This is a genomic window from Mesorhizobium sp. M0029, assembly GCF_040323735.1.
Classification (GTDB): domain Bacteria; phylum Pseudomonadota; class Alphaproteobacteria; order Rhizobiales; family Rhizobiaceae; genus Mesorhizobium.
Genome location: NZ_JAMYVF010000004.1, coordinates 280,663 through 301,312, shown reverse-complemented (window position 1 = coordinate 301,312; position 20,650 = coordinate 280,663). Strand labels below are relative to the sequence as shown.

Below are 20,650 nucleotides of genomic sequence, written 5' to 3'. Positions count from 1 at the left end.
GCGCGCCGCGCTTAGATTGAGATGAGATTTGGGATTGAGATGAGATTTGGCTGAAATCTCATCTCAATCTAATCCTTTGTTGGAGCACGATCTTTTCCAAAAAACCGGTACCCACTTTTTGGAATCATGCCTAAGCAGCGATCGCGTCCTTGAGCGCCTTGGCCAGATCGGTCTTTTCCCAGGAGAAGGACCCGTCTCGGCCGGCCTTGCGGCCGAAATGGCCGTAGGACGAGGTCTTTGCGTAGATCGGCTTGTTGAGGTCGAGATGCCTGCGGATGCCGGATGGCGACAAATCCATCACCGTGCGCAGCGCTTCCTCGAGCTTGGCCTCGTCGACCTTGCCGGTGCCGTGCAGGTCGACATAGACCGACAGCGGCTGGGCAACGCCGATAGCGTAGGACAGCTGGATGGTGCAGCGGTCGGCGAGCTTGGCCGCCACCACATTTTTGGCGAGATAGCGCGCCGCGTAGGCGGCGGAGCGGTCGACCTTGGTGGTGTCCTTGCCGGAGAAGGCGCCGCCGCCGTGCGGGGCAGCACCACCGTAGGTGTCGACGATGATCTTGCGGCCGGTCAGGCCGGCGTCGCCGTCCGGCCCACCGATGACGAACTTGCCGGTCGGGTTGATGTACCACATGCAATCGTCGGCGATCTTAAGGTCGCCGAGCGCCTCACGGATGTAAGGCTCAACGACCTTGCGGACCTTCTTGGAATCCCAGGTCGCGTCGAGATGCTGCGTCGATAGCACGATCTGAGTCGCTTCGGCGGCCTTGCCATCGACATAGCGAACGGTGACCTGGCTCTTGGCGTCAGGCCCGAGCTTGCCGGCTTCGCCGTTGTTTTCGTGACGGGCAGCGGCGAGCAGTTCGAGAATCTTGTGGCTGTAATAGATCGGCGCCGGCATCAGGTCCGGGGTCTCGCGGCATGCATAGCCGAACATGATGCCCTGGTCGCCGGCACCCTCTTCGCCCTGGCGGTCGGCGGCGTTGTCGACTCCCTGGCCGATGTCGGGCGACTGGCCGTGCAGCAGAACCTCGATCTTTGCCGTCTTCCAGTGGAAGCCGGCCTGCTCGTAGCCGATTTCGCGGATCGCCTTGCGGGCGACCGACTTGAACTTGGCCGGGTTGACGACCGAATGCCCGGCGGCGTCCTTGAGGATGTTGCCGGCTTTGTCCCGCTTCAGCAGAGTATCAGGAACCCTTACTTCGCCGGCGATGACGACGCGGTTGGTGGTTGCGAGCGTCTCGCAGGCGACGCGGACTTTCCATGGGTCCATGCCGGTCTTCTTGGCCTCGCGATAGACCAGATCTACGATCTCGTCCGAGATGCGGTCACAGACTTTATCGGGATGACCCTCGGCCACGGATTCCGAGGTGAAGAAGTAGTTCTGCCGCGTCACGGGTGTCCCCTCTTGAAAAACGATCGGCAGGGCTGCCGATTTTGGCGCGCCACGTGTTAACGGTGCCGGGCGCCGCTCGTCAAGCGGTGCCGCGGTTCTGGCATGAGTGTCGCAGCAATATATCTTGTACCACCGGCGGCTTGGCACCGCCGGCAGTCGAGCCTCTGGGCTACTCGGGCCCGGGGGATTACTGGGGCCAATGGGTCAAGCGACCCACCGAATCACTCGGCATCTTCGGCAGAAAGGGACTTCACAAGGTCGATAATCCGGCGGCGCACCTTCACATCCGCGATCTTGACGAACGCGCGGTTGAGCTGAAGCCCTTCCGGACTGCCGCAGAATTCGACGGCGAAAGCCATCGAAGTGTCCTCGGCAAATCCTCTATTACCCACCGGCTCCTGCCCTGGCGCATCCTCGAAAAAGAAGGCGACAGGCACGCTGAGTATCGAGGCTATTGCCTGCAGACGGCTGGCGCCGACGCGGTTCGTTCCTTTTTCATATTTTTGGATCTGCTGAAACGTAATACCGAGATTTTCACCAAGCTTTTCCTGGCTCATTCCAAGCATATTGCGCCGAAGGCGGACGCGACTTCCGACATGGATGTCGATCGGATTCGGTTTCTTCTTGTTTTCTTCTGTCATTTTTTCCTCGCCGAATTTTTCCGGCCTTTTCTATTTTTCTCGCCCAAACGAAGCCGGAGCCAACTGCCCCAACAGAAACACCAACCGACTTCGAGAAAATTAGGCGGTAACAGTATGAGTTTCTAATGTGTCGACTGTCAATTCACCCGTAGCCGTTGCCTTACGTTCAAGCTGAGGGCGATTGCGGCAAGCACCAACATGATCAGCATTCCGTTAATGCGCCGCCCCGCGGCGGAGATGAAGGCTTGGCCGGAGATCGGCACCCGCACGTCGATGGCGCCACGTGCATCGACCGCCAATGCGTCGACGATGCGTCCACGCGTATCGACAACGGAGGAAATGCCGTTGTTGGCGGCGCGCAACAGTGGCAATCCGTTTTCCACCGCGCGAATCTGAGCCTGCCTGAAATGCTGGTACGGCCCGGGCGTGTCGCCGAACCATGCGTCGTTGGTGACGTTCACAATAAGCTGGGATGACGTTGCGTCAACAGCCACCAGATCAGGAAAGATCACCTCGTAGCAAATAAACGGCAAGGCGCTGATGCCGCCGGGCAGAGCGATCGGATGGCGCTCGTTGCCGGCGGCGAAGTTCATCGGCCCGGCGACGAGCTGTCCGATGCCGAAGCGGCTGAGCAGACCGGAAAACGGCAGATACTCGCCGAACGGCACCAGATGGACCTTGTCGACGGCATCAGCGATTTCGCCCTTGTCATCGATCGCCACCACCGAATTGTAGTAGCGGCTGTCGGCATCCGCCCCGGATCCGCGCTCCTCGCGCACGACGCCGGCAATCAGCATCTGACCAGGCTGCAGCATGTCGCCGAGCGCGGTCAGCGCGTCCGGACGCTCGGTGAACAGGAACGGTACCGAGGTCTCCGGCCACAGGATCAACTGCGGTTTGTTATGGCCGGGATCGGGCGCTGCGGCCGACAGGGCCATCATCGTGGCGAAGATGCGGTCGCGCACCGAAGTGTCCCATTTTTCGCTGAGGTCGACATCCGGTTGCACGATACGGACATCGAGAGTGCGGGTTGCCGGCTTGTCGGGGGTCGCGAGCCTGACATAGCCGAAGCCGGCATGGGCGGCGACGAGAATGGCAAGCAGGACCACACCGAGACGGACATGCCGGCGTGCTGCAAGCAAGGCCGGCATGGCGAAGACAAAGACCGCCAGCGCGTTCATGCCGACCATGCCGGTCACCGACACGCTTTGCATCAACAGCGGCACGGGCATCGCCGCATACCCGACGGCATTCCAGGGAAAGCCGGTGAACAGGAAGCCGCGCAGCCATTCCGTCAGGCCAAAAGCAAAGGCAAGGGCGGCAACGCGGCCAATATCGTTGGTCCATAACAGCCGCGCGACGACGGTGGCGAAGCCGTAGAAAAATCCCAGCGCCAAAGGAATGCCTACGACCGCGAAGGGTAAGGCCCAGGCGAAACTGTCGGCCTCGACCAGAAGCGCCTCGCCGATCCACCATAGGCCGGCGAGGAAATAGCCGAAGCCGAACCACCAGCCGATGGCAAAGGCCGGCCGCAGGCGCCTGAGCCAGCCGTCGGAAGCCTCGCCGGTGGCGCCGTCGAGCAGCCAGACCAGCAGTGGAAACGAGACGAAACAGACGGCGAAGAAATCGTAAGGCGCCTGGGCGAGCACCGCCAGCGCTCCGGCAAGAAACGCCACCAGCGCGCGCCGCCAGCCCCAAAGCAGAATTATCCGGCCGGCAAGGCGCTCCATTCAGACTTCCCAGGTCGCGCGAATCAAGAGCCAAGATTTATCAGATTTATTGAAACGCGAACCGGCCGATCGCTGCGCTATCGGGGCCATCCCTCAATGGTTAGCCCGCTCAGGTGCTCGGCCTCCTCGCGCGGCACCGCGCGCAAGGTCTGGGTGAAGGTCCAGACATGGCCTTCGGGGTCGCGCGCCCGATACTGCCGTTCGCCGTAGAAATGGTCGGCAGGCTCCTCGACGATTTGGGCTCCAGCCGCCATTGCCCGCTCACAATGCACGTCCAGGCCGTCTTTCAGACGCACACAGACCGACTGAGTGTTCTTGCCGCCGACGCTTACCGGACTGGCAATATGATCGGCCCATTCGGAATCGACGATGATGTAGCCGTCGCCAAAACGCATTTCGGCATGGACCAGCCGTCCGTCGGCATCGCTGACCACCATGCTCGGCTCGAAGCCGAAGGCCGTTTCGAGCCATTTCAATGCGGCTCGCGGGTCCTTGTAGAAGACACCCGAGCCAAAGGTTGAGTGCTTGAAGGGATCGTCGATCGTCATCGGCCGGGCAACGTTCTGTCCTAGGCCTGCTCGGTGCGGGGGGCGGTGACGCGGCGGCGACGCTCGCCCTTCTGGTTCTGGACGATGCGCACCCGCTTGACGCGGCGCGGATCGGCGTCGAGCACGTGGAATTCGAAGCCGGGGATGGCTTGCACAACCTCACCACGCGCGGGCACGCGACCGAGCGTGTTGAAAATCATGCCGCCGATCGTGTCGACATATTCACCATGCTCACCGGCGGTAAAGTCCTCGCCGATCATCTTGGCGACCTCGTCGATCTCGGCCTTGCCGTCGACGACGAACACGCCCTCGCCGGTCTGGGTGATCAGCGGCTCGTCCTCGTCATGCTCGTCCTCGATATCGCCGACGACCATCTCGACGATGTCTTCCAGCGAGGCGAGACCATCGGTGCCGCCATATTCGTCGATGACCAGCGCCATCTGGGTTCGCGTCGTCTGCATATGGCCCATCAGGTCGGAGGCAAGCATCGAGGGCGGCACGAACAGCACCGGGCGGATCAGATTGAGGTCGCCGATGGTGCGGCCGAGATCGACCTGGGCGAGGTCGAGAAGCGTCGTTGCCGGCGTCTTCCTGGATGTTCTGCCCTTCTTGACCCGGGCGACCTTGGTGATGTGGGCCAGCACGTCGCGGATGTGAACCATGCCGCGCGGATCGTCGAGCGTCTCGGAATAGACCGGCATGCGGGAATGGCCGGACTGCTCGAACAGACCGAGCAGATCGCCCAACGTCGTGGTGATCTCGACGGCCTCAATATCGGCGCGCGGCACCATGACGTCCTCGACGCGTACCTCGCGCAGGCGCAATATGTTGTTGAGCATGGCGCGTTCGCCGGGCGAGAAAGACCCGGCATCGCTGGTCGTTTCGGCAAGCGCGCCGGCGATTTCCTCGCGCAGGCTGGTGCCGTTCCGCTGCCTGAAAAGGCCCAAGACGCGGTCGAACAGGGACGGACCGGCAGGCGATGGCTCGCTGGCAATAATACCAGAAGCGGGGCTGCCGGAACTGGGACTCGGACTCGATCCCTCTTCCGTCGTATCGGAAGGCTTTGTCGCACTGCCAGCCTCGGGGCGGGCGGCAGTTTCTGGTTTGTCGTTCATCGTCGTCCGGTCAATTGGTCTTTTGTCATTACGTGTAGGGATCGGGAATGGCAAGCCTTGCGAGCGTTGAGCGCTCGATGGCTTCCATCTCCTCGGCCTCTGCATCGGTCTCGTGGTCGTAGCCCAGTAAATGCAGCAGGCCGTGGATGACGAGATGGGTGATATGGTTCTCGAAGGGCTTGTCTTCCAGGGCTGCTTCGCGCGCCACCGTCTCGGCGGCGAGCACGATGTCACCCAGCATCGGCGGCAGCTTGCCACCCCTGGGGAACGGAAAAGCCGGGAAAGACAAGACGTTGGTCGCCTTGTCCTTGCCGCGCCAGCCGGCATTGAGGGTACGGATATGGGCATCGTCGGAAAAGACGATGCTGAGTTCGGAAGGACCGGCAGCAGCGGTTTCGGCAAAGGCAGCCGACACGGCGCGATCGACCAGACGCGTCAGCGCCGCCTCATCGGGCCAGTCGCCGGCCTCGACCGACATATCGATCTCGACGGGAACCGAACTATCCCCGCCGCCAGGTCTTATGTCTTCAGGCATGAGCCCGCATTGTCACATCAGCTCTCGGCGCCGAGGCCGCGCGCCAGCTTGGCGTCGCGGTCATAGGCCCTGACGATTTCGGCCACCAGCGGGTGGCGCACAACGTCGACATCGTTGAAGCGCACGGTTACCGCGCCCGCCACGCCGTCAAGGACACGCAAGGCTTCGACGAGGCCCGACTTGGTGCTTGGAGGCAGATCGATCTGCGTCGGATCGCCGGTGACGATCATGCGCGAATTCTCGCCGAGGCGGGTCAAAAACATCTTCATCTGCATCGGCGTGGTGTTCTGCGCCTCGTCGAGGATGACGGCGGCATGCGCCAGCGTGCGGCCGCGCATGAAGGCCAGCGGCGCGATCTCGATGACCTCGGCGGCAATGGCGCGCTCGACCTTGTCGGCCGGCATCATGTCGTAAAGCGCGTCATAGAGCGGCCGCAGATACGGATCGACCTTTTCCTTCATATCGCCGGGCAGAAAACCCAGCCGCTCGCCGGCCTCGACCGCCGGCCGTGACAGGATGATGCGCTCGACCATGCCGCGTTCGAGCAGCATCGCCGCATGCGCCACCGCCAGATAGGTCTTGCCGGTGCCGGCCGGGCCAATGCCGAAGACAAGTTCCGAACGCTCCAGTGCCCGCATATAGGCGTCCTGGTTGAGCGAACGGGCATAGATCGTCTTCTTGCGGGTGGAGATCTGGGCGGCCGAAACCTTGCCCTTGCGTTCAAGCGTCGGCAGCGTCAGCTGGTCGTCGGCGGCAATCGCCATGCGCACGGCGCCATCGACGTCGGACTGGCCAATGTCGGTGCCCTTCTGGAGAATGCCGTAGAGATTGTCGAGTGCGCGGCGCGCCTGTTCGGCCGCCGAGGCCGAGCCCTTGATGGTCAACTGGTTGCCGCGCGAGCGGATGTCGACGCCGAGCTTCTGCTCAAGCCGGGCCAAATTCTCGTCGAACTGGCCGTACAGGGCGCTGGCAAGCTTGTTGTTGTCGAAAGTCAGAACGATGTGCGCCATGTCAGAGGCCCCGGATGTCTGGTTCTGGGGCAGAGTCTTCACTTCAGCAGCGCTCAACCGTCTCTCCTCATCTGCCGAGGCCATCAAGCCAACTCGGCGAACAGGCTATTGTAGCCCGTCTTCGTGATTCGCACCCGGATAATGTCACCGATTTCGCCTGCCTTTTCATCAACAATAACCGGCTGCAGCCAGGGCGAGCGGCCGACCTTCTGGCCGGCCTGACGGCCGGGCTTCTCGATCAGCGTGTCGATGGTGCTGCCGACCAGGCCCAGGCCGAAATCCTGCTGCTGCTTGAGCAACAATGCCTGCAGCTGTTGCAAACGTTCATCCTTGACCGCTTCCGGCACGTGATCGGGCATATCGGCGCCCGGCGTGCCGGGACGCGGCGAATATTTGAACGAGAAGGCCGAGGCGTAGTTCACCTGGCCCACCAGATCCATCGTCGCCTCGAAATCGGCGTCAGTTTCGCCGGGGAAGCCGACGATGAAGTCACCGGACAGCGCGATGTCGCCGCGTGCAGCGCGGATGCGCTCGAGCAGCGCCAGATAGTCCTTGGCCGTGTGCCTGCGGTTCATCGCCTTGAGGATGCGGTCTGACCCGGATTGCACCGGCAGGTGCAGATAAGGCATCAAAGCCGGGAGATCGCGATGGGCAGCGATCAATTCGTCGTCCATGTCGCGCGGATGGCTAGTGGTGTAGCGCAGTCGCGCCAGGCCGGGAATTTCGGCCAGCCGGAACAGCAGGCGACCAAGCCCCCATTCCTTGCCATCCTCACCCTTGCCGTGCCATGCATTGACGTTCTGCCCCAGCAGCGTCACCTCGCGCACACCGGCATCGGCCAGCCGCTCGGCTTCGGCGACGATCTGCGCCACCGGGCGCGACACTTCCGAGCCCCTGGTATAGGGCACGACGCAGAAGGTGCAGAATTTGTCGCAGCCTTCCTGCACGGTGAGGAAGGCGCTGACGCCGCGCTTGATCATTTCGGCACGCTTCGGCTGCGGCAGATGCTCGAACTTGTCCTCGATGGCGTATTCGGTCTCGACGATCTTCTCGCCGCCGCGCACCCGGGCCAGCACATCGGGCAGCCGGTGATAGGTCTGCGGGCCGATGACCAGATCGACAGCAGGCGAACGGCGGATGATTTCCGCGCCTTCGGCCTGCGCGACGCAACCGGCGACGCCGATCAGCATTTCGCGCCCAACTGCTGCGCGTTCAGCCTTCATGTCGCGGATGCGGCCGAGCTCGGAATAGACCTTTTCCGCCGCCTTCTCCCTGATATGGCAGGTGTTGAGCAGCACCAGATCGGCGTCGGCGATGACATCGGTCGCGGTGTAGCCGTCGGCGGCCAGCGCATCGGTCATGCGCTGTGAGTCATAGACATTCATCTGGCAGCCATAGGTCTTGACGAAGACCTTTTTGGCCGGGGCGGACGCCGCAGCCGCGCTTTGCGAGGCGCTGTCGGTTTCGTTCCGCTCTATCGTGTTCAAATCCATCCGGCGGCTTCTAACGCCTTTCCGTGACAAAAAACAGACGATTCTCGGGCATCGGCCTGTAGGCGCCCGGCCTGCGCTAGCGGCTCGGTCGGGGATCGGCGAGCGCGGCCTGCATCATGGCGCGCACCTTGCTTTCCATCAGCCTCGACGTTTCCTTGCGGTTCGAGCCCTTGGAAAAGGCGATTGGCTCGCCGAAATGCACCTCGACGTCAATGGCGCCTTCGGCCATCAGCACCTTGAGATGCGGCATCAGGTCCTGATCGCCGATCCAGGCAGCGAGCGGCCGGTGGCGGCGGCCGAGGGGCACGCCGTGCACCCGCGTGTAGGCAATCGCCAGCGGCTGGATGAAGACCTGCTCGGCCGCGCCTTCCGAAATCGCCATCGAGGCGGCGCCGAACAAGGTGCTCTTGAACGGCAGGATGGTGTTGCCGTCGCCGGTAGAGCCCTCGGCAAACAGCACCATGGCGTCGCCCTTGGCCATGCGGCTGGCGATCTCGCTGGCCTGGTCGCCAGCTGTCCGCTTGCGCTCGCGTTCGATGAAGACCGTACGCTGCAGTTTCGACAGCCAGCCGATCAGCGGCCATCCCTCCATGTCCGCCCTGGCGATGAAGGTCACATCGGCAAAGGAGCCCAGCACCATGATGTCGGTCCAGGAGATATGGTTCGAGGCGACCAGCAGCGGGCGCTGGCTGGACAGTGCGCCTTTGACATGGATGCGCAGGCCGAGCGTCCGGACGATGAGGCTGTGCCAGACCTTCAGAATGACCGTCTCGCGCCAGATTCCGGTCTTCATCGACAGCAGCTGCAAGGGCACAAGGACCAGCGAACCGACGACAACGAGGCTCAGCGCCAGGAAAATCCTGATTTTTCCGATCATGCAGCTTGGCCCTGCCTCAAAACTTTGGCTAGCGAAGATCGCGGCGCATGACAAGCGCGCCGGTAGGACCATGTTCGGTCGAGCGGTAATAATTGGCGCGGTGGCCGACTTGTCGGAAGCCCAGCCGCCGGTAGAGGGCGATGGCAGCGACATTGGTCTCGTCGACCTCAAGGAACAGCGCCTCGGCGCGCTGCGCATGCAATTCGCGCAGTACCGCGTCCATCAACTGCCAGCCGAGCCCCTGGCGGCGATGCGAGCGCGCCACCGCCACGGTCAGAATTTCGCCCTCGCCGGCTGCAAGCCTGGCCAGCACGAAGCCGACCGGCGGCTTGGCGCCCTGGCCGATTTCGCGCGCGGCATAGCCGAACACGGTTTCCTGTTCGAGCAACGCGGCGAATTCGCCATCGGTCCAGGGCCGGACGAAATCCTCGCGATGCAGCACCGACGCTGCCGGGCTGTCGGCGATGGTCAGCGGCTCGAGCGCATAGTCCCTGCGGCGCGGCTGGAGGAAAGGGATGCGCATTACCGTTTCTGCCTCAACAGGATGAACCCGGCCTGCGGCTTGGCATCGGCGCCGCGCAGATAGAGTGGCTTCGGCTTGTCGCCCTCGCCTTTTGCAGCGGCGAGCCGGGCGTAGACGGCAATGTCGGCGGTGGCAGCCGTCGGGCCGATATCGAAATCGCGACCGGCCGCGGCTGCGATCTGCACGGCGGCCGTGCCGGCAAGCACCGGACGATTGTCCGCCGCCATTCCCGCGGCTTGCGCAAGTGTGGTCACCGCCGGACCATAGCGCAAAATCGTATCTGCGTCGTAAAACGCGGCATGGATCTCCTCGCGGCCTGCATCGAGAGCGGCCAGGATCGGGCGGCCGGGAAATGCCGCCCTCGCCTCGGCCGCCAGCGCCTCCAGTGTCGTTACCCCGATCGCCGGGATCTTCAGCGCCAGCGCCAGGCCGCGCGCCGCCGAGACGCCCACCCGCAGGCCGGTGAAGGAACCCGGACCGATGGAGACCGCAACGGCGCCAAGGCCGGCATAATCGGTGCCGTCCGCTTTCAACGCTTCGTCAATGACAGCCATCAGGTGTTCGGCGTGGCCTTTGCCGAGATCGAGTACCGAGCGGCCGAGCTCTCTGCCGCCCGATGCGTCATAGACGCAAGCGGCGCAGAGATCGGCGGCACAGTCGATGGCGAGCAGTTTCATAGGCGACCGGTTCGAAAAACAGTCTCCCTCTGCCCGCCACGGCGCGCCGCCGCAAGAGCCAGCGCGTAAATTGTTAAGCGGCTTCGCTTCGGTGCAGGCCGGACGGCTTACGCCGCTGGCGCGATGCGCAGCATGTGGTTGTCCCAGACATAGTCGGGCTCGGAGCGCGTCGCGCCGCTGCCTTCGATGATTTCGCCGGCACCCGTGGTTGCCATGAAGCCCGGGCCGTCGGGCGCCAGGCCGCAGACCTCGACCAGCGCCTTGGTGGCGACGATCTTGCCGCTGGCGGCGTCGATGACGGCCAGCGAATTGCCTTCCGGCGAAGACACCGCGACCGTGCCGGCAATCGGGTTGGCGGCGACCGAGCCGATGTAATTCCGGAAGCCGGATAGCACGTCTTGCGGCATGTCGAGCAGCTGCAGCCCCTTGCCGCGCGTGGCGCGGCCGACCAGCGGTGGCCGCTCGGTGCCCGGCCCGCGGTACTGGCAGCCGAACCAGATGGTGCCTGTGGGGTCGGCATCCATGTGGCGAATCGACAGCTGGTGCAGAGCCGGCGGCAGTTCATGCTTTTCGATGAGATCGCCGGTTGTGCGATCGACCAGCACATAGGACGGCTTCATGGTGGCGGTGTTGAGCTCGGCGCGGCCATAGTCGGGATGGGTCTCGATGCCGCCATTGGCGATGGCGATCGTCCGGCCGTCTCCGAGCAGCAAGAGCTCATGCGGCCCCATGCCATAGGTCGGAAACTCGCCGATGCGGCTGAACTTGGCCCGTGCGTCGTAGATCCCGACGACGCCGGCGGCATTGTCGAAATTGTTTTCGGTGGCGTAAAGCAGCGCGCCGTCGGTGGAAAACACACCGTGGCCGAAGAAATGCCGACCGGTGATGCTGGCGATGGTCAGCGGCGGCTCGCGGCCGGCATGGTCGAAGACCACGGCGAAGGTGCCGGGTTGCCGGGCGAAGACCACGGAGCGCTTCGAGACCGGATCGAAGGTGACGTCGTGGCCACGGTCGGGCAGGTCGATCGCATGCAATACTTTTCCGGCTTCCGACAACACAGCGGCGCCAAAGCTGCCGTCGCGCTTGACGAAGGCGGTGGCAAAGACGGCATCGGCGGCAAGCGTGTCCGCCCAGGCCCGCGGCGCCATTGACGCGACGAAGCCGGCGCCGGCAGCTCTGAGAAAATCGCGGCGGTCCATCAGCGGCGTGCGTGTCGCAACCATTGGTCAGTCCCCGTCCAGTGACGAAAAGCCGGCGGTCAGGCCGAACTCGGCGGTTAGCCGGGTGCCGATCAAGCCCGACAGGCTGGAGGTGATCAGCGCGAAATGTTCGAGTTTTCCGCGCTCCGCGGGATCGGCGAGCGTCTTGTCGATCCGACCCTGGATGGATTTGGCAGTGGCAACGCCATTGATGAGCTGGATATGGATGGATTCCGCCATCCATCTGCTATCCTCGGGCAGCGCGTCGCCGAGCTTCGAGGCCTGGAACAGCGCATCAATGCCGGAGAGGTTGCCGGCTAATGAAAGGCCGGTGTTTTGCGAGCGCCAGTAGATCGCTTGCCTCGGCTTGTCACCCTGCGGTTTGGCGCCGAGAAAACCTTTGAGGCGCACGTCGCGGACCATTTCCAGCTCGTTGATGAAGACGCCGACCAGTTCGGTCACCCCTTCGGTGCCGTCGCGGTAAAGCGCATTGTCGGGTCCAGGATTAGCCCACAAGGCTGCAAAACCGTCCGGTTTTTTCCAGGCCGCGTCGACATCGGCCGCCATGGTCTCGATGTTCTTGGCGACTGCCGCGCCATAGGCGCAGCGATAGGGCTCGTCCTTGCCGACGAGCGTCTCGGCGCCGTCGCCGTAAAGCACGAACTCAAGCGCCCCTAATCCCTGCATCGCGACACTCTTGCCCGCCAGCTGCGCCGGATCGGTGGCGGTCGGATCCTTGCCGGCCAGCGCCGCCTGCACCTGCTTCAGGCCGATGCTCTTTCGGTCCGGCCAGTAGAGCATGCGCTCCAGCCGGTTGTTCTCCTTGATTGGCCCGAAGGCGATGATTTCAGCCGACGACCAGGCTGCGACCGTGGCCGAGAATCCGGCATGCGCGGCATCGAGGTTGCCCTGCGACGGCGCCTGGCAGAGCGCGTCCATGGCCTTCGCCAAGGTGCCGGCATGGCCATGCAGGCTGGCATAGGCGGGGCGGACAAATCCGTCGATCGCTCTTTGAATGACATCGGAGGCTTTCACCGAGGCCGATGCCGGGGACGCACCGAACAGAGCCAATGGGAGGAGTAGAACAGGCAAAACCCGCTTGAGCATCAGAATGACTCCAGGAATTTGATGAGAGCATCGCGGTCGGCCGTATTGGCGGCGGCAAAGCGATCGCGCGCCTTCTGCCCCTCGCCGCCATGCCACAGGATCGCTTCGGTAAGCGTGCGCGCACGCCCGTCATGCAGGAAGAAAGCGTTGCCGTTGACGGTCTTTGTCAGGCCGATGCCCCATAGCGGCGGGGTGCGCCATTCACTGCCCGTGGCATCGCCCACCGCCTGGCCGTCGGCAAGGCCAGGCCCCATGTCGTGCAGCAGAAAGTCGGAATAGGGCCAGATCAGTTGGAACGCCTGCGCCTTGTTCCCGCGCATGGTGACGAATTTCGGCGTATGGCAGGCAATGCAGCCCATCTCGTAGAACAGCTTCTTGCCGGCGAGCACGGCGGGTGCGCCGACATCGCGCCGCGCCGGCACCGCAAGATTCTGTGAATAGAAGGTGACGAGGTCCATCACCGGTGGTGGCGCCTCGACCGGGCCGAGCCGCTTCTGCACGCCATTGGGCATGGCTAAGCAGGCCTCTTCGGCTGCGGTGCAATCGCCCCAGTGGCTGGGCTCTTCCGGCGTCGAAATGCCGATATCGCCGGCAAAGGCGTCCGTCGCCTGCTGGCGGATCGATGCGGTCTGCGCCTTCCAACCGAAGCGGCCAAGCGTCAGTTGCCCGCTGCTGAGGTCACGCACCATGTTGGGCTTGCCGGAAATGCCGTCGCGGTCGTCGGGATCGGCATGGGCAAGGATGTCGGCCGGCGCGATCTGTTCGATCAGGCCAAGGCCGATCATGGGCGGGGTCAGACGTGGCGATAGCGTGGTGCGCGGGTCAAGCGGGCCGTAGCCAAGCCCGTCGACCGAATAGCTCGGCTTGCGCAGCGAAACGATGCTACCGTCGCCGAGCGTGACCTTTTCCTCGCGATAATCGACATACATGCGGCCTTCGCCCTTGAGGCCGGGCACCGCCAGTTCCTGCAACTGCGCGCCGTAGACCGGATCGGGGAAGTTCAGCACCTTGTGCGCGGCGATCTCGGTCTTTTCCTCGGCCGTGCTCGCATCGCGCGCTAGCCGCAGGAACATCGACGTGGTGCGGCTGTCGGCGGCCGGCGGGCGGCCGCGGCCATCCTTCAAATGGCAATTCTCGCAGGCGCGCTCGTTGAACAGGGGTCCGAGACCGTCCGAGGCCTGGGTCGAGGATGGCGACGACACCCAGTTCTTGCGGAAAAGCGCATTGCCGAGCTTGAAATTGCCCTGTTCCTCGAAGGTAATGTTTTCAGAGGGTTGCGAGAAGGCGTCGCGGTCGACCTGCTTGCGCGACGTGCCGGCGCCGCCTTGCATCGTTTCGAAGGATTCGGGCTTGGAGAAATCCTGGGTTGGCCTGGTAACGGCAAGGACGCGGGCCTGGTCCTTCGGCGTCAGGTCGGTGCGGCTCGTGGCGAGGCCGACCGGTTCCGACGATCCGGCCAGGGCCGGGGCCAAAATTGCCGCCAGGGTTACAACCGAAAGCCCGCGAAAGGCCTGATATCGCGGGTTTTTGAGGAGCAGCGGGCCGGCGGCCCGCCGCAAGCGGCGCAGAATATCTATGGGGCGCCGCATTCCTGCATGGTCCTATTCCGCCTCGTCCGCCGATGCGGCGTTGAGCTGGCCGTATTTTTCCTCGCCGATCGAGGCAAGGAGGTCGAGCTGCGTCTCGAGGAAGTCGATGTGACCTTCCTCATCCGCCAGCAATTCCTCGAACAGCTTCATCGTCACGTAGTCGCCGGCTTCGTTGCAGATCTCGCGCGAACGCTTGTAGGCGGTGCGTGCGTCATATTCGCCGGCGAGATCGGATTCGAGCACTTCCTTGACGTTCTGGCCGATGCGCAACGGCGCCACGGACTGCAAATTGGGATGCCCTTCGAGGAAGATGATACGGGCCACCAGCCGGTCGGCATGGTGCATCTCCTCGATCGATTCGGCGCGTTCCTTCTTTGCCAGCTTGGCATATCCCCAATCTTCGAGCAGGCGGAAATGCACCCAGTATTGATTGACGGCGCCAAGCTCCAGGAACAGAGCCTCGTTAAGCCGCTCGATGATCTGCGGTTCGCCTTTCATGGATTCTGCTCCCATATTGGACGCGCAGGCCTCTGACGCGATCCAGGTGTGAAACGATGTCCACGCCGCTCGCCTCCGAACGGGTGTGGTAATTTTCGGTGACCCGAATGATCGTTTCGACCACATTTGGGAAGCAGCCGCAACAGCGACCGCGCTTTTGCATCGTGTGATAGACCTTCGCCGGCACGATCAGTTGCCAGGGGTCCTGATCCAGCAGATCGACGATCGTCTGCTCAATCTCCTTTTCGGTGATGATGTTGCAATGGCAGATCAGCATGGATTGGCTCTGGCTGACGGCGCCCCTCCGCGCCGTTTGGCTGGTAGTTGGTTGGGGTGCTACTTGAACACCTTGTCCGGTGCGTCGAGGCTGTCGGACCCCTCGAAGGCTATGTTGTTCAGCTTCAGCGCGCCGACGGCGCGTTCGATCGACTTGGTCTGGTCGACCAGCGCGTCGATTGCCGCCTGCACGGTAGCATTGCCTTCGGTGTTGCCCTCGGCGATCTGCTGGTCGTAGGCCTCGCCGGCCACTTCCCGCGCCTTGATCGCCTCCATCTTGGCGACCGAGACATCGAGCTTGTCGGACAGTTCCTTGTCGATCGCCGGATCGGCCGCCTTGACCATATCGTGCACCGACGGGCCTGAAACGACGGTGCCGTCGATGCGCGTGTAGCTGGCGAGATAGGCGGCGCGGATGCCGATGGCGTCATAGAGATGCGAGTTGTAGGTATTATCCGAGAAGCAGTCGTGCTCCTCTTCGGGATCGTGCAGCAGCAGGCCGAGTTTCATGCGCTCCCCGGCCAGTTCGCCGTAGGACAGCGAGCCCATGCCGGTGAAGATCACCGAGATAGCGGTGTTCGGCTGGCCATCGACGAGGTTCTTGCGGGCGGCGCCGTCTTCCTTCCAGTTGCCGACCATCTCCTGCAGGTCGGAGACCAGAAGATCGCTGGCCGACTTCAGATACTCGGCCCGGCGATCGCAATTGCCGCCGGTGCAGTTCTTGAGGTCGTAGTCGGTGTACGGACGCTCGCCGGCGCCCGGGCCGGTGCCGTGCAAATCCTGGCCCCAGAGCAGGAATTCGATGGCGTGATAACCGGTGGCGACATTGGCCTCGATGCCGCCGGCCTCCTGCAGCGTGCCGGCGAGGAACTCCGGCGAAAGCTTCGAGGCGTCGACCTTCTTGCCGTCGATCTCGATGTCCTTGTTGGCGATGACATTGGCGGTGTAGAGCGCGTTGGCGTCGGACTCGGTGCCGTAGCTCTTGGCGACGTAGTCGATCAGGCCTTCGTCGAGCGGCCAGGAGTTCACCTTGCCTTCCCAGTCGTCGACGATCTTGTTGCCGAAGCGGTAGACCTCGGTCTGCTGGTAGGGCACGCGCGACGCCTTCCAGGAATCGCGGGCGGCATTCAGCGTGTCCGCCGACGGGTTGGCAAGCAGCGCGTCGACAGCCTTGTCGAGCGCCTGCGCCGTGGTCAGCGAATCCTCGTACTTGGCCAGCGCGATGTCGGAATAGGTCTTGATGACCGCCTTGGCATCGATCTCCGCCGCCTTGGCCGGCAGGATGAAAACCGCCGCCGTCAACATAGCCGTGGCACCGATCGCAGCCAGTCTGCCGCCATATCGCGCTGTCATCATCAGTCTCCAGTTCAAAGGGGATTCGGTAAAAGGCGCGCGTGCCAAACGGTGCCGGGACATAGGCATGCCGTAGGACACCACAGATGCCGCGCCGCTCTGCGGCTCACGGGAGAAAGACACCAAATGCCTCCAATCGAACGGGTTCAAGGCCCAAACATCAAAGGGATGCGCTGACGCGCGAGCCTCCATAAAACGATGGCGAGGCCGGAAGTCAACTGGTGAACCCTAGAAAATTCAATTGAAACAACAGTTTAGAATTATTCTAAACTAGCACTATCAACTTTAAATCGTAGCCAGCAGCCAAGGTGAGAGACGCCGCGATTGACAAGCGACCGTTCCGGGTGCGACCCGGACCGGGGCTCTTGCGACGGCGGCAGACAATCGCCATCTGGCGGAACGGCTCACAATCAAAGCATGATGTCGTCCGAAAACCGCTTCACACTTTTCGGCATCATGCTCCAGATTTGAAACAGGAATTCGGGTTGCGATGAAGAACGGGGTCGTCATTGTCGGTGCGGGTCATGCGGGCGTGCAAGCGGCCGCCAGCCTGCGCGAGGAAGGCTATGACGGGCCTGTCATACTGATCGGCGACGAAACCGATCTGCCCTATCACAAGCCGCCGCTGTCGAAGACCTTCATCAAGGACGCCGATGCCAAGCCGCAACCCTTGCGCGGCGAGGCCTTTTACACCGGCAGCGCCATCGACTTCAGGCCGGGCGTCCGAATCGACAGCATCGATACGGCAGGCCGCAAGCTGGACATAGCGGGCGGCGGCGTGCTGCCGTTCGACCGGCTCATCCTGGCCACCGGTTCGCGGCCGCGGCTCCTGCCGCTGCCGGGCGCCGACCTCTCGGGCGTGCTGTCGCTGCGCTCGATCGCCGATGCGCGGCTGATCCGCGCGCTCAGCGCCCAAAGCGGAGACGTGGTCATCCTCGGCGGCGGCTTCATCGGGCTGGAGATCGCGGCAACGCTGAGGGCCGCCGGCCGCAACGTCATCGTGGTCGAGGCCGTCGACCGGCTGCTTGGCCGGGCGGTAGCGCCGGTGGTGGCGAGCCATGTCCGCCAGCGGCTGGAGGCGATTGGCGTGCGTATCCTCACCGGCACCACCATTGCCAGGTTGGAAGGCGAAAACGGCCATGTCTGCGCCGCCATCACCTCCACCGGCGAAAGGCTGCCCGCGCGCATGGTCATCGTCGGCATCGGCGCGGTGCCGAATGTCGAACTTGCGCAGGCTGCCGGACTGACTGTCGCCAATGGCATCCGCGTCGACCAGCAGATGCGCACCTCAGTGCCTGATATTCTGGCCATCGGCGACGCCGCTTCCTACCGCCACTGGTCGACCGGCGGCGACGTGCGGCTGGAATCGGTGCAGAACGCCACCGACCAGGCGCGGCTTGCCGCACGCACGATCACCGGCCACACGGACGCCTATGCGGCGGTGCCGTGGTTCTGGTCTGACATCGGCGACATGAAACTGCAGATGGTCGGGCTGACCTCGGGCGGCGACAGCCATGTCGTGCTGGGCGACCTCGCTGAGAACAAGTTCTCGATCTACCACTATGCTGGAAGCCGGCTGCTCGGCATCGAATCCGTCAACAGGCCGGGCGACCATATGCTGGGCCGCAAGATGCTCGGGGCCGGGTTTTCGCCGATGGCGCAGACGATTGCTGAGGGACTTGACGGGCTGAAGGCTGCACTGGCAGCGTTCCAGCAGGATGAGCCGGCACGGGCTGCGGGCTAGACGCACTTACCCTCCCCCTTGTGGGGAGGGTCGCTGCGAAGCAGCGGGGTTGGGGTCGGCGCGAGGCCCCCACCCGGACCTGCGGTCCGACCTCCCCACAAGGGCCCAAGGGGGAGGTAGGGGTTTGCGCTAGGCAGCGCAGACTTCGCGGATCGAGCTTTCCAGAATGTCGAGCGCCTCGTTCATGACATTGTCCTGGATGGTGATCGGAGCCAGGAAACGGATGACGTTGCCGTAGACGCCGCAGGTCAGCAGGATCAGCCCCTTGTCGAGCGCCTTCAGCCGGATCGCATTGGCGATCTCGGCCGACGGCAGGCCCTTCTTGACGTCGTTGAATTCGACCGCGTTCATGAAGCCGAGACCCCTGATGTCGACAATCTCGGGCACATCGTCGCGGATCGACTGCAGCCGCTGTTTCAGCCGGGCGCCCAGCGTATTGGCGCGGTCGCACAGCTTTTCGTCCTCGATTACGTCGAGCACGGCGTGTGCCGCGGCAACGCCGATCGGGCTGCCGCCATAGGTGCCGCCGAGCCCGCCAGGACCGGGCGCATCCATGATCTCGGCGCGGCCGGTGACCGCCGCCAGCGGGAAGCCGCCGGCCAGGCTTTTCGCCATGGTGGTAATGTCGGCCGCGACCTCATGATGATCCATGGCGAACATCTTGCCGGTGCGGGCAAAGCCGGTCTGCACCTCATCGGCGATCAGCAGCATGCCGTGCTGGTCGCAGAGCTTGCGCAGCGCCGTCAGGAATTCGCGCGGCGCGTCGTAGAAGCCGCCCTCGCCCTGGACCGGCTCGATGATGATGGCGGCAACGCGAGCCGGGTCGACATCGGCCTTGAACAGTTTGTCGAGTGCGGCCAGCGAATCGGTTGTAGACACGCCGTGCAGCGGCACCGGAAACGGCGCGTGGTAGACGTCGCCCGGCATGGCGCCGAAACCGACCTTGTAGGGCACGACCTTGCCGGTCAGCGCCATGCCCATGAAGGTGCGGCCGTGGAAGCCGCCGGCAAAGGCGATGACGGCTTGGCGGCCAGTGGCGTTGCGGGCGATCTTGATGGCGTTCTCGACGGCTTCAGCGCCCGTGGTGACGAAGATGGTCTTCTTCTCGAACTTGCCGGGCAGCATGCCGTTCAGCCGTTCGGCCAGCCTGACATAGCTCTCATAGGGCACGACCTGGTGGCAGGTATGGGTGAAGCGGTCGAGCTGTGCCTTGACCGCCTCGATCACCCTGGGATGGCGGTGGCCGGTGTTGACGACGGCGATGCCGGAGGAGAAATCGATGTATCGGCGGCCTTCTACATCCCAGATCTCCGAATTCTCGGCGCGGTCGGCATAGATCTGCGTCGTCATGCCGACGCCGCGCGAGATCGACTGGTTCTTGCGCTCGGAAATGGCTGCGTTCTTCATTTCGTCCCTCATCGGGCCGACGCCCGTTCTCGTTAGATGAATGCCAAGGCCTCTTCTGACCTTATTTCACGTTTTCCTCAAGTTGGCACCGCCGCCGGGCGATTGGGCCTGTCGTCGATGCGGGCCACTTCGACAGACCGGTCTTAACCAGCCGACCGATACACGTACGGGGCAGTCCGTGACAGCTCACCCGTCACCGGGAACGGCGAAGCAATCCCGCTCGCGGCAGTGGCGACTTCCGCTACGACCTCGAACAGCCGACGGTGTGGCGGCGCAACCGCATCCCGACGATCACCGTTCGCGCAGGCCTCGTTGGCGACGTGCTGCCGGCCACCGTCGTCAACGAATTGAAGCCGTCGGTCGACGCCTTCATCGCCAAACTGCCGCCCGCTATTCCGTTGCAACCGCCGGCTCGGTCGAAGAAAGCGCAAAAAGCCGCAGCGGTGGTGCCGCTGATGCTGTTCGTGATGGCGACCATCCTGATGATCCAGTTGCAAACTTTTCAGCGCCTGTTCCTGGTGGTGGCGGTGGCGCCGCTCGGCCTGATCGGCGTGGTCGCGGCCCTGGTGCCGAGCGGCGCACCGCTCGGCTTCGTCGCCATTCTGGGCGTCCTGGCGCTGATCGGCATCCTGATCCGCAACTAGATGATCCTGATCGTGCAGATCGAGGATCTGGTGGCCGAGGGCCAAGACCGCTGGGAAGCCGTATCGAAGCGACCGAGCACCGCATGCGGCCGATCGCGCTGACGGCCGCGGCCGCCAGCCTGGCGCTGATCCCGATCGCGCGCGAAGTGTTCTGGGGCCCGATGGCATACGCCATGATGGGCGGCATCATCGCCGGCGATCACGCTGCTGTTCCTGCCGGCGCTTTATGTGACGTGGTTCAGGATCAAGGAGCCTAAGCAGGGGGACGAACCATCTGTTCCAGAGAAC

General features: G+C 63.6%; 21 protein-coding genes. 3 read left to right on the top strand and 18 right to left on the bottom strand.

What is annotated here, in order from left to right; translation table 11 throughout:
• Positions 1–130: 130 nt before the first annotated feature.
• From metK to NKJ76_RS09515, 17 genes are all read right to left on the bottom strand, one after another.
• Positions 131–1,396, bottom strand: a complete 1,266-nt coding sequence (metK, locus tag NKJ76_RS09595; protein WP_023669551.1) for a methionine adenosyltransferase — start codon at positions 1,394–1,396, stop codon at positions 131–133.
• A gap of 221 nt (positions 1,397–1,617) precedes the next feature.
• The gene (locus NKJ76_RS09590) at positions 1,618–2,037 is read right to left on the bottom strand and encodes a helix-turn-helix domain-containing protein (protein ID WP_023669550.1); all 420 of its coding nucleotides are present in this window, start codon (positions 2,035–2,037) and stop codon (positions 1,618–1,620) included.
• A 137-nt stretch (positions 2,038–2,174) separates the two neighbouring features.
• Positions 2,175–3,767: an apolipoprotein N-acyltransferase gene (gene lnt / locus NKJ76_RS09585; protein ID WP_352537290.1), complete on the bottom strand. Its 1,593-nt coding sequence runs from the start codon at positions 3,765–3,767 to the stop codon at positions 2,175–2,177.
• Positions 3,768–3,844: 77 nt separating this feature from the next.
• Positions 3,845–4,315: a VOC family protein gene (locus NKJ76_RS09580; protein WP_352537289.1), complete on the bottom strand. Its 471-nt coding sequence runs from the start codon at positions 4,313–4,315 to the stop codon at positions 3,845–3,847.
• 20 nt (positions 4,316–4,335) lie between these two features.
• Complete coding sequence (locus NKJ76_RS09575) at positions 4,336–5,430, bottom strand: hemolysin family protein (RefSeq protein WP_352537288.1); 1,095 nt, start codon at positions 5,428–5,430, stop codon at positions 4,336–4,338.
• 28 nt (positions 5,431–5,458) lie between these two features.
• Positions 5,459–5,965, bottom strand: coding sequence for an rRNA maturation RNase YbeY (gene ybeY / locus NKJ76_RS09570; RefSeq protein ID WP_023703484.1), 507 nt, complete (start codon positions 5,963–5,965; stop codon positions 5,459–5,461).
• A 17-nt stretch (positions 5,966–5,982) separates the two neighbouring features.
• Complete coding sequence (locus tag NKJ76_RS09565) at positions 5,983–6,975, bottom strand: PhoH family protein (protein WP_027049340.1); 993 nt, start codon at positions 6,973–6,975, stop codon at positions 5,983–5,985.
• Positions 6,976–7,058: 83 nt separating this feature from the next.
• Entirely contained in the window at positions 7,059–8,468 is a 1,410-nt protein-coding gene (gene miaB / locus NKJ76_RS09560; protein WP_023703485.1) for a tRNA (N6-isopentenyl adenosine(37)-C2)-methylthiotransferase MiaB, read from the bottom strand.
• Positions 8,469–8,544: 76 nt separating this feature from the next.
• Positions 8,545–9,345: a lyso-ornithine lipid O-acyltransferase gene (gene olsA / locus NKJ76_RS09555; protein ID WP_023703486.1), complete on the bottom strand. Its 801-nt coding sequence runs from the start codon at positions 9,343–9,345 to the stop codon at positions 8,545–8,547.
• 28 nt (positions 9,346–9,373) lie between these two features.
• Positions 9,374–9,868 (bottom strand): ribosomal protein S18-alanine N-acetyltransferase, encoded by a 495-nt coding sequence (rimI, locus tag NKJ76_RS09550; protein ID WP_023669542.1) that lies wholly within the window; start codon positions 9,866–9,868, stop codon positions 9,374–9,376.
• Positions 9,868–10,545 (bottom strand): tRNA (adenosine(37)-N6)-threonylcarbamoyltransferase complex dimerization subunit type 1 TsaB, encoded by a 678-nt coding sequence (gene tsaB / locus NKJ76_RS09545; protein WP_023703487.1) that lies wholly within the window; start codon positions 10,543–10,545, stop codon positions 9,868–9,870. The genes rimI and tsaB overlap by 1 nt, the downstream gene beginning before the upstream one ends.
• A gap of 107 nt (positions 10,546–10,652) precedes the next feature.
• Positions 10,653–11,768, bottom strand: a complete 1,116-nt coding sequence (locus NKJ76_RS09540; RefSeq protein WP_352521649.1) for a DUF1513 domain-containing protein — start codon at positions 11,766–11,768, stop codon at positions 10,653–10,655.
• Positions 11,769–11,771: 3 nt separating this feature from the next.
• The gene (locus tag NKJ76_RS09535) at positions 11,772–12,851 is read right to left on the bottom strand and encodes an imelysin family protein (protein ID WP_352521648.1); all 1,080 of its coding nucleotides are present in this window, start codon (positions 12,849–12,851) and stop codon (positions 11,772–11,774) included.
• Complete coding sequence (locus tag NKJ76_RS09530) at positions 12,851–14,440, bottom strand: di-heme oxidoreductase family protein (RefSeq protein ID WP_352521647.1); 1,590 nt, start codon at positions 14,438–14,440, stop codon at positions 12,851–12,853. Before NKJ76_RS09530 ends, NKJ76_RS09535 begins: the two co-directional genes overlap by 1 nt.
• 12 nt (positions 14,441–14,452) lie before the next feature.
• Positions 14,453–14,938 (bottom strand): bacterioferritin, encoded by a 486-nt coding sequence (bfr, locus tag NKJ76_RS09525; protein ID WP_023669537.1) that lies wholly within the window; start codon positions 14,936–14,938, stop codon positions 14,453–14,455.
• Positions 14,904–15,215 carry a (2Fe-2S)-binding protein gene (locus NKJ76_RS09520; RefSeq protein ID WP_023669536.1) on the bottom strand — a complete coding sequence of 104 codons (312 nt, stop codon included), beginning with the start codon at positions 15,213–15,215 and terminating at the stop codon, positions 14,904–14,906. Before NKJ76_RS09520 ends, bfr begins: the two co-directional genes overlap by 35 nt.
• A 59-nt stretch (positions 15,216–15,274) precedes the next feature.
• Entirely contained in the window at positions 15,275–16,567 is a 1,293-nt protein-coding gene (locus NKJ76_RS09515; protein ID WP_352521690.1) for an imelysin family protein, read from the bottom strand.
• Between the two features lie 490 nt (positions 16,568–17,057).
• Here NKJ76_RS09515 and NKJ76_RS09510 point away from each other — a divergent pair, with 490 nt between their 5' ends.
• Positions 17,058–18,311 (top strand): NAD(P)/FAD-dependent oxidoreductase, encoded by a 1,254-nt coding sequence (locus tag NKJ76_RS09510; RefSeq protein WP_352521646.1) that lies wholly within the window; start codon positions 17,058–17,060, stop codon positions 18,309–18,311.
• Between the two features lie 129 nt (positions 18,312–18,440).
• Here NKJ76_RS09510 and NKJ76_RS09505 read toward each other — a convergent pair whose 3' ends face one another.
• The gene (locus tag NKJ76_RS09505) at positions 18,441–19,718 is read right to left on the bottom strand and encodes a 4-aminobutyrate--2-oxoglutarate transaminase (RefSeq protein WP_352521645.1); all 1,278 of its coding nucleotides are present in this window, start codon (positions 19,716–19,718) and stop codon (positions 18,441–18,443) included.
• A 263-nt stretch (positions 19,719–19,981) separates the two neighbouring features.
• On the opposite strand from NKJ76_RS09505, the gene NKJ76_RS09500 reads away from it, so the two are divergent.
• Positions 19,982–20,362 (top strand): efflux RND transporter permease subunit, encoded by a 381-nt coding sequence (locus NKJ76_RS09500; RefSeq protein ID WP_352537287.1) that lies wholly within the window; start codon positions 19,982–19,984, stop codon positions 20,360–20,362.
• Between the two features lie 83 nt (positions 20,363–20,445).
• The gene (locus NKJ76_RS09495) at positions 20,446–20,619 is read left to right on the top strand and encodes a hypothetical protein (RefSeq protein ID WP_023732453.1); all 174 of its coding nucleotides are present in this window, start codon (positions 20,446–20,448) and stop codon (positions 20,617–20,619) included.
• Positions 20,620–20,650: the final 31 nt, after the last annotated feature.

What these genes read in the sequence shown, in the direction of transcription:
- NKJ76_RS09505 (WP_352521645.1), bottom strand. Translation starts at nt 19,718, where the DNA reads ATGAAGAACGCAGCCATTTCCGAGCGCAAGAACCAGTCGATCTCGCGC.
- miaB (WP_023703485.1), bottom strand. Translation starts at nt 8,468, where the DNA reads ATGGATTTGAACACGATAGAGCGGAACGAAACCGACAGCGCCTCGCAA.
- ybeY (WP_023703484.1), bottom strand. Translation starts at nt 5,965, where the DNA reads ATGCCTGAAGACATAAGACCTGGCGGCGGGGATAGTTCGGTTCCCGTC.
- NKJ76_RS09565 (WP_027049340.1), bottom strand. Translation starts at nt 6,975, where the DNA reads ATGGCGCACATCGTTCTGACTTTCGACAACAACAAGCTTGCCAGCGCC.
- NKJ76_RS09520 (WP_023669536.1), bottom strand. Translation starts at nt 15,215, where the DNA reads ATGCTGATCTGCCATTGCAACATCATCACCGAAAAGGAGATTGAGCAG.
- NKJ76_RS09510 (WP_352521646.1), top strand. Translation starts at nt 17,058, where the DNA reads ATGAAGAACGGGGTCGTCATTGTCGGTGCGGGTCATGCGGGCGTGCAA.
- bfr (WP_023669537.1), bottom strand. Translation starts at nt 14,938, where the DNA reads ATGAAAGGCGAACCGCAGATCATCGAGCGGCTTAACGAGGCTCTGTTC.
- tsaB (WP_023703487.1), bottom strand. Translation starts at nt 10,545, where the DNA reads ATGAAACTGCTCGCCATCGACTGTGCCGCCGATCTCTGCGCCGCTTGC.
- lnt (WP_352537290.1), bottom strand. Translation starts at nt 3,767, where the DNA reads ATGGAGCGCCTTGCCGGCCGGATAATTCTGCTTTGGGGCTGGCGGCGC.
- NKJ76_RS09515 (WP_352521690.1), bottom strand. Translation starts at nt 16,567, where the DNA reads ATGACAGCGCGATATGGCGGCAGACTGGCTGCGATCGGTGCCACGGCT.
- NKJ76_RS09495 (WP_023732453.1), top strand. Translation starts at nt 20,446, where the DNA reads ATGCGGCCGATCGCGCTGACGGCCGCGGCCGCCAGCCTGGCGCTGATC.
- NKJ76_RS09590 (WP_023669550.1), bottom strand. Translation starts at nt 2,037, where the DNA reads ATGACAGAAGAAAACAAGAAGAAACCGAATCCGATCGACATCCATGTC.
- NKJ76_RS09535 (WP_352521648.1), bottom strand. Translation starts at nt 12,851, where the DNA reads ATGCTCAAGCGGGTTTTGCCTGTTCTACTCCTCCCATTGGCTCTGTTC.
- olsA (WP_023703486.1), bottom strand. Translation starts at nt 9,345, where the DNA reads ATGATCGGAAAAATCAGGATTTTCCTGGCGCTGAGCCTCGTTGTCGTC.
- NKJ76_RS09580 (WP_352537289.1), bottom strand. Translation starts at nt 4,315, where the DNA reads ATGACGATCGACGATCCCTTCAAGCACTCAACCTTTGGCTCGGGTGTC.
- NKJ76_RS09575 (WP_352537288.1), bottom strand. Translation starts at nt 5,430, where the DNA reads ATGAACGACAAACCAGAAACTGCCGCCCGCCCCGAGGCTGGCAGTGCG.
- NKJ76_RS09530 (WP_352521647.1), bottom strand. Translation starts at nt 14,440, where the DNA reads ATGCGGCGCCCCATAGATATTCTGCGCCGCTTGCGGCGGGCCGCCGGC.
- rimI (WP_023669542.1), bottom strand. Translation starts at nt 9,868, where the DNA reads ATGCGCATCCCTTTCCTCCAGCCGCGCCGCAGGGACTATGCGCTCGAG.
- NKJ76_RS09540 (WP_352521649.1), bottom strand. Translation starts at nt 11,768, where the DNA reads ATGGTTGCGACACGCACGCCGCTGATGGACCGCCGCGATTTTCTCAGA.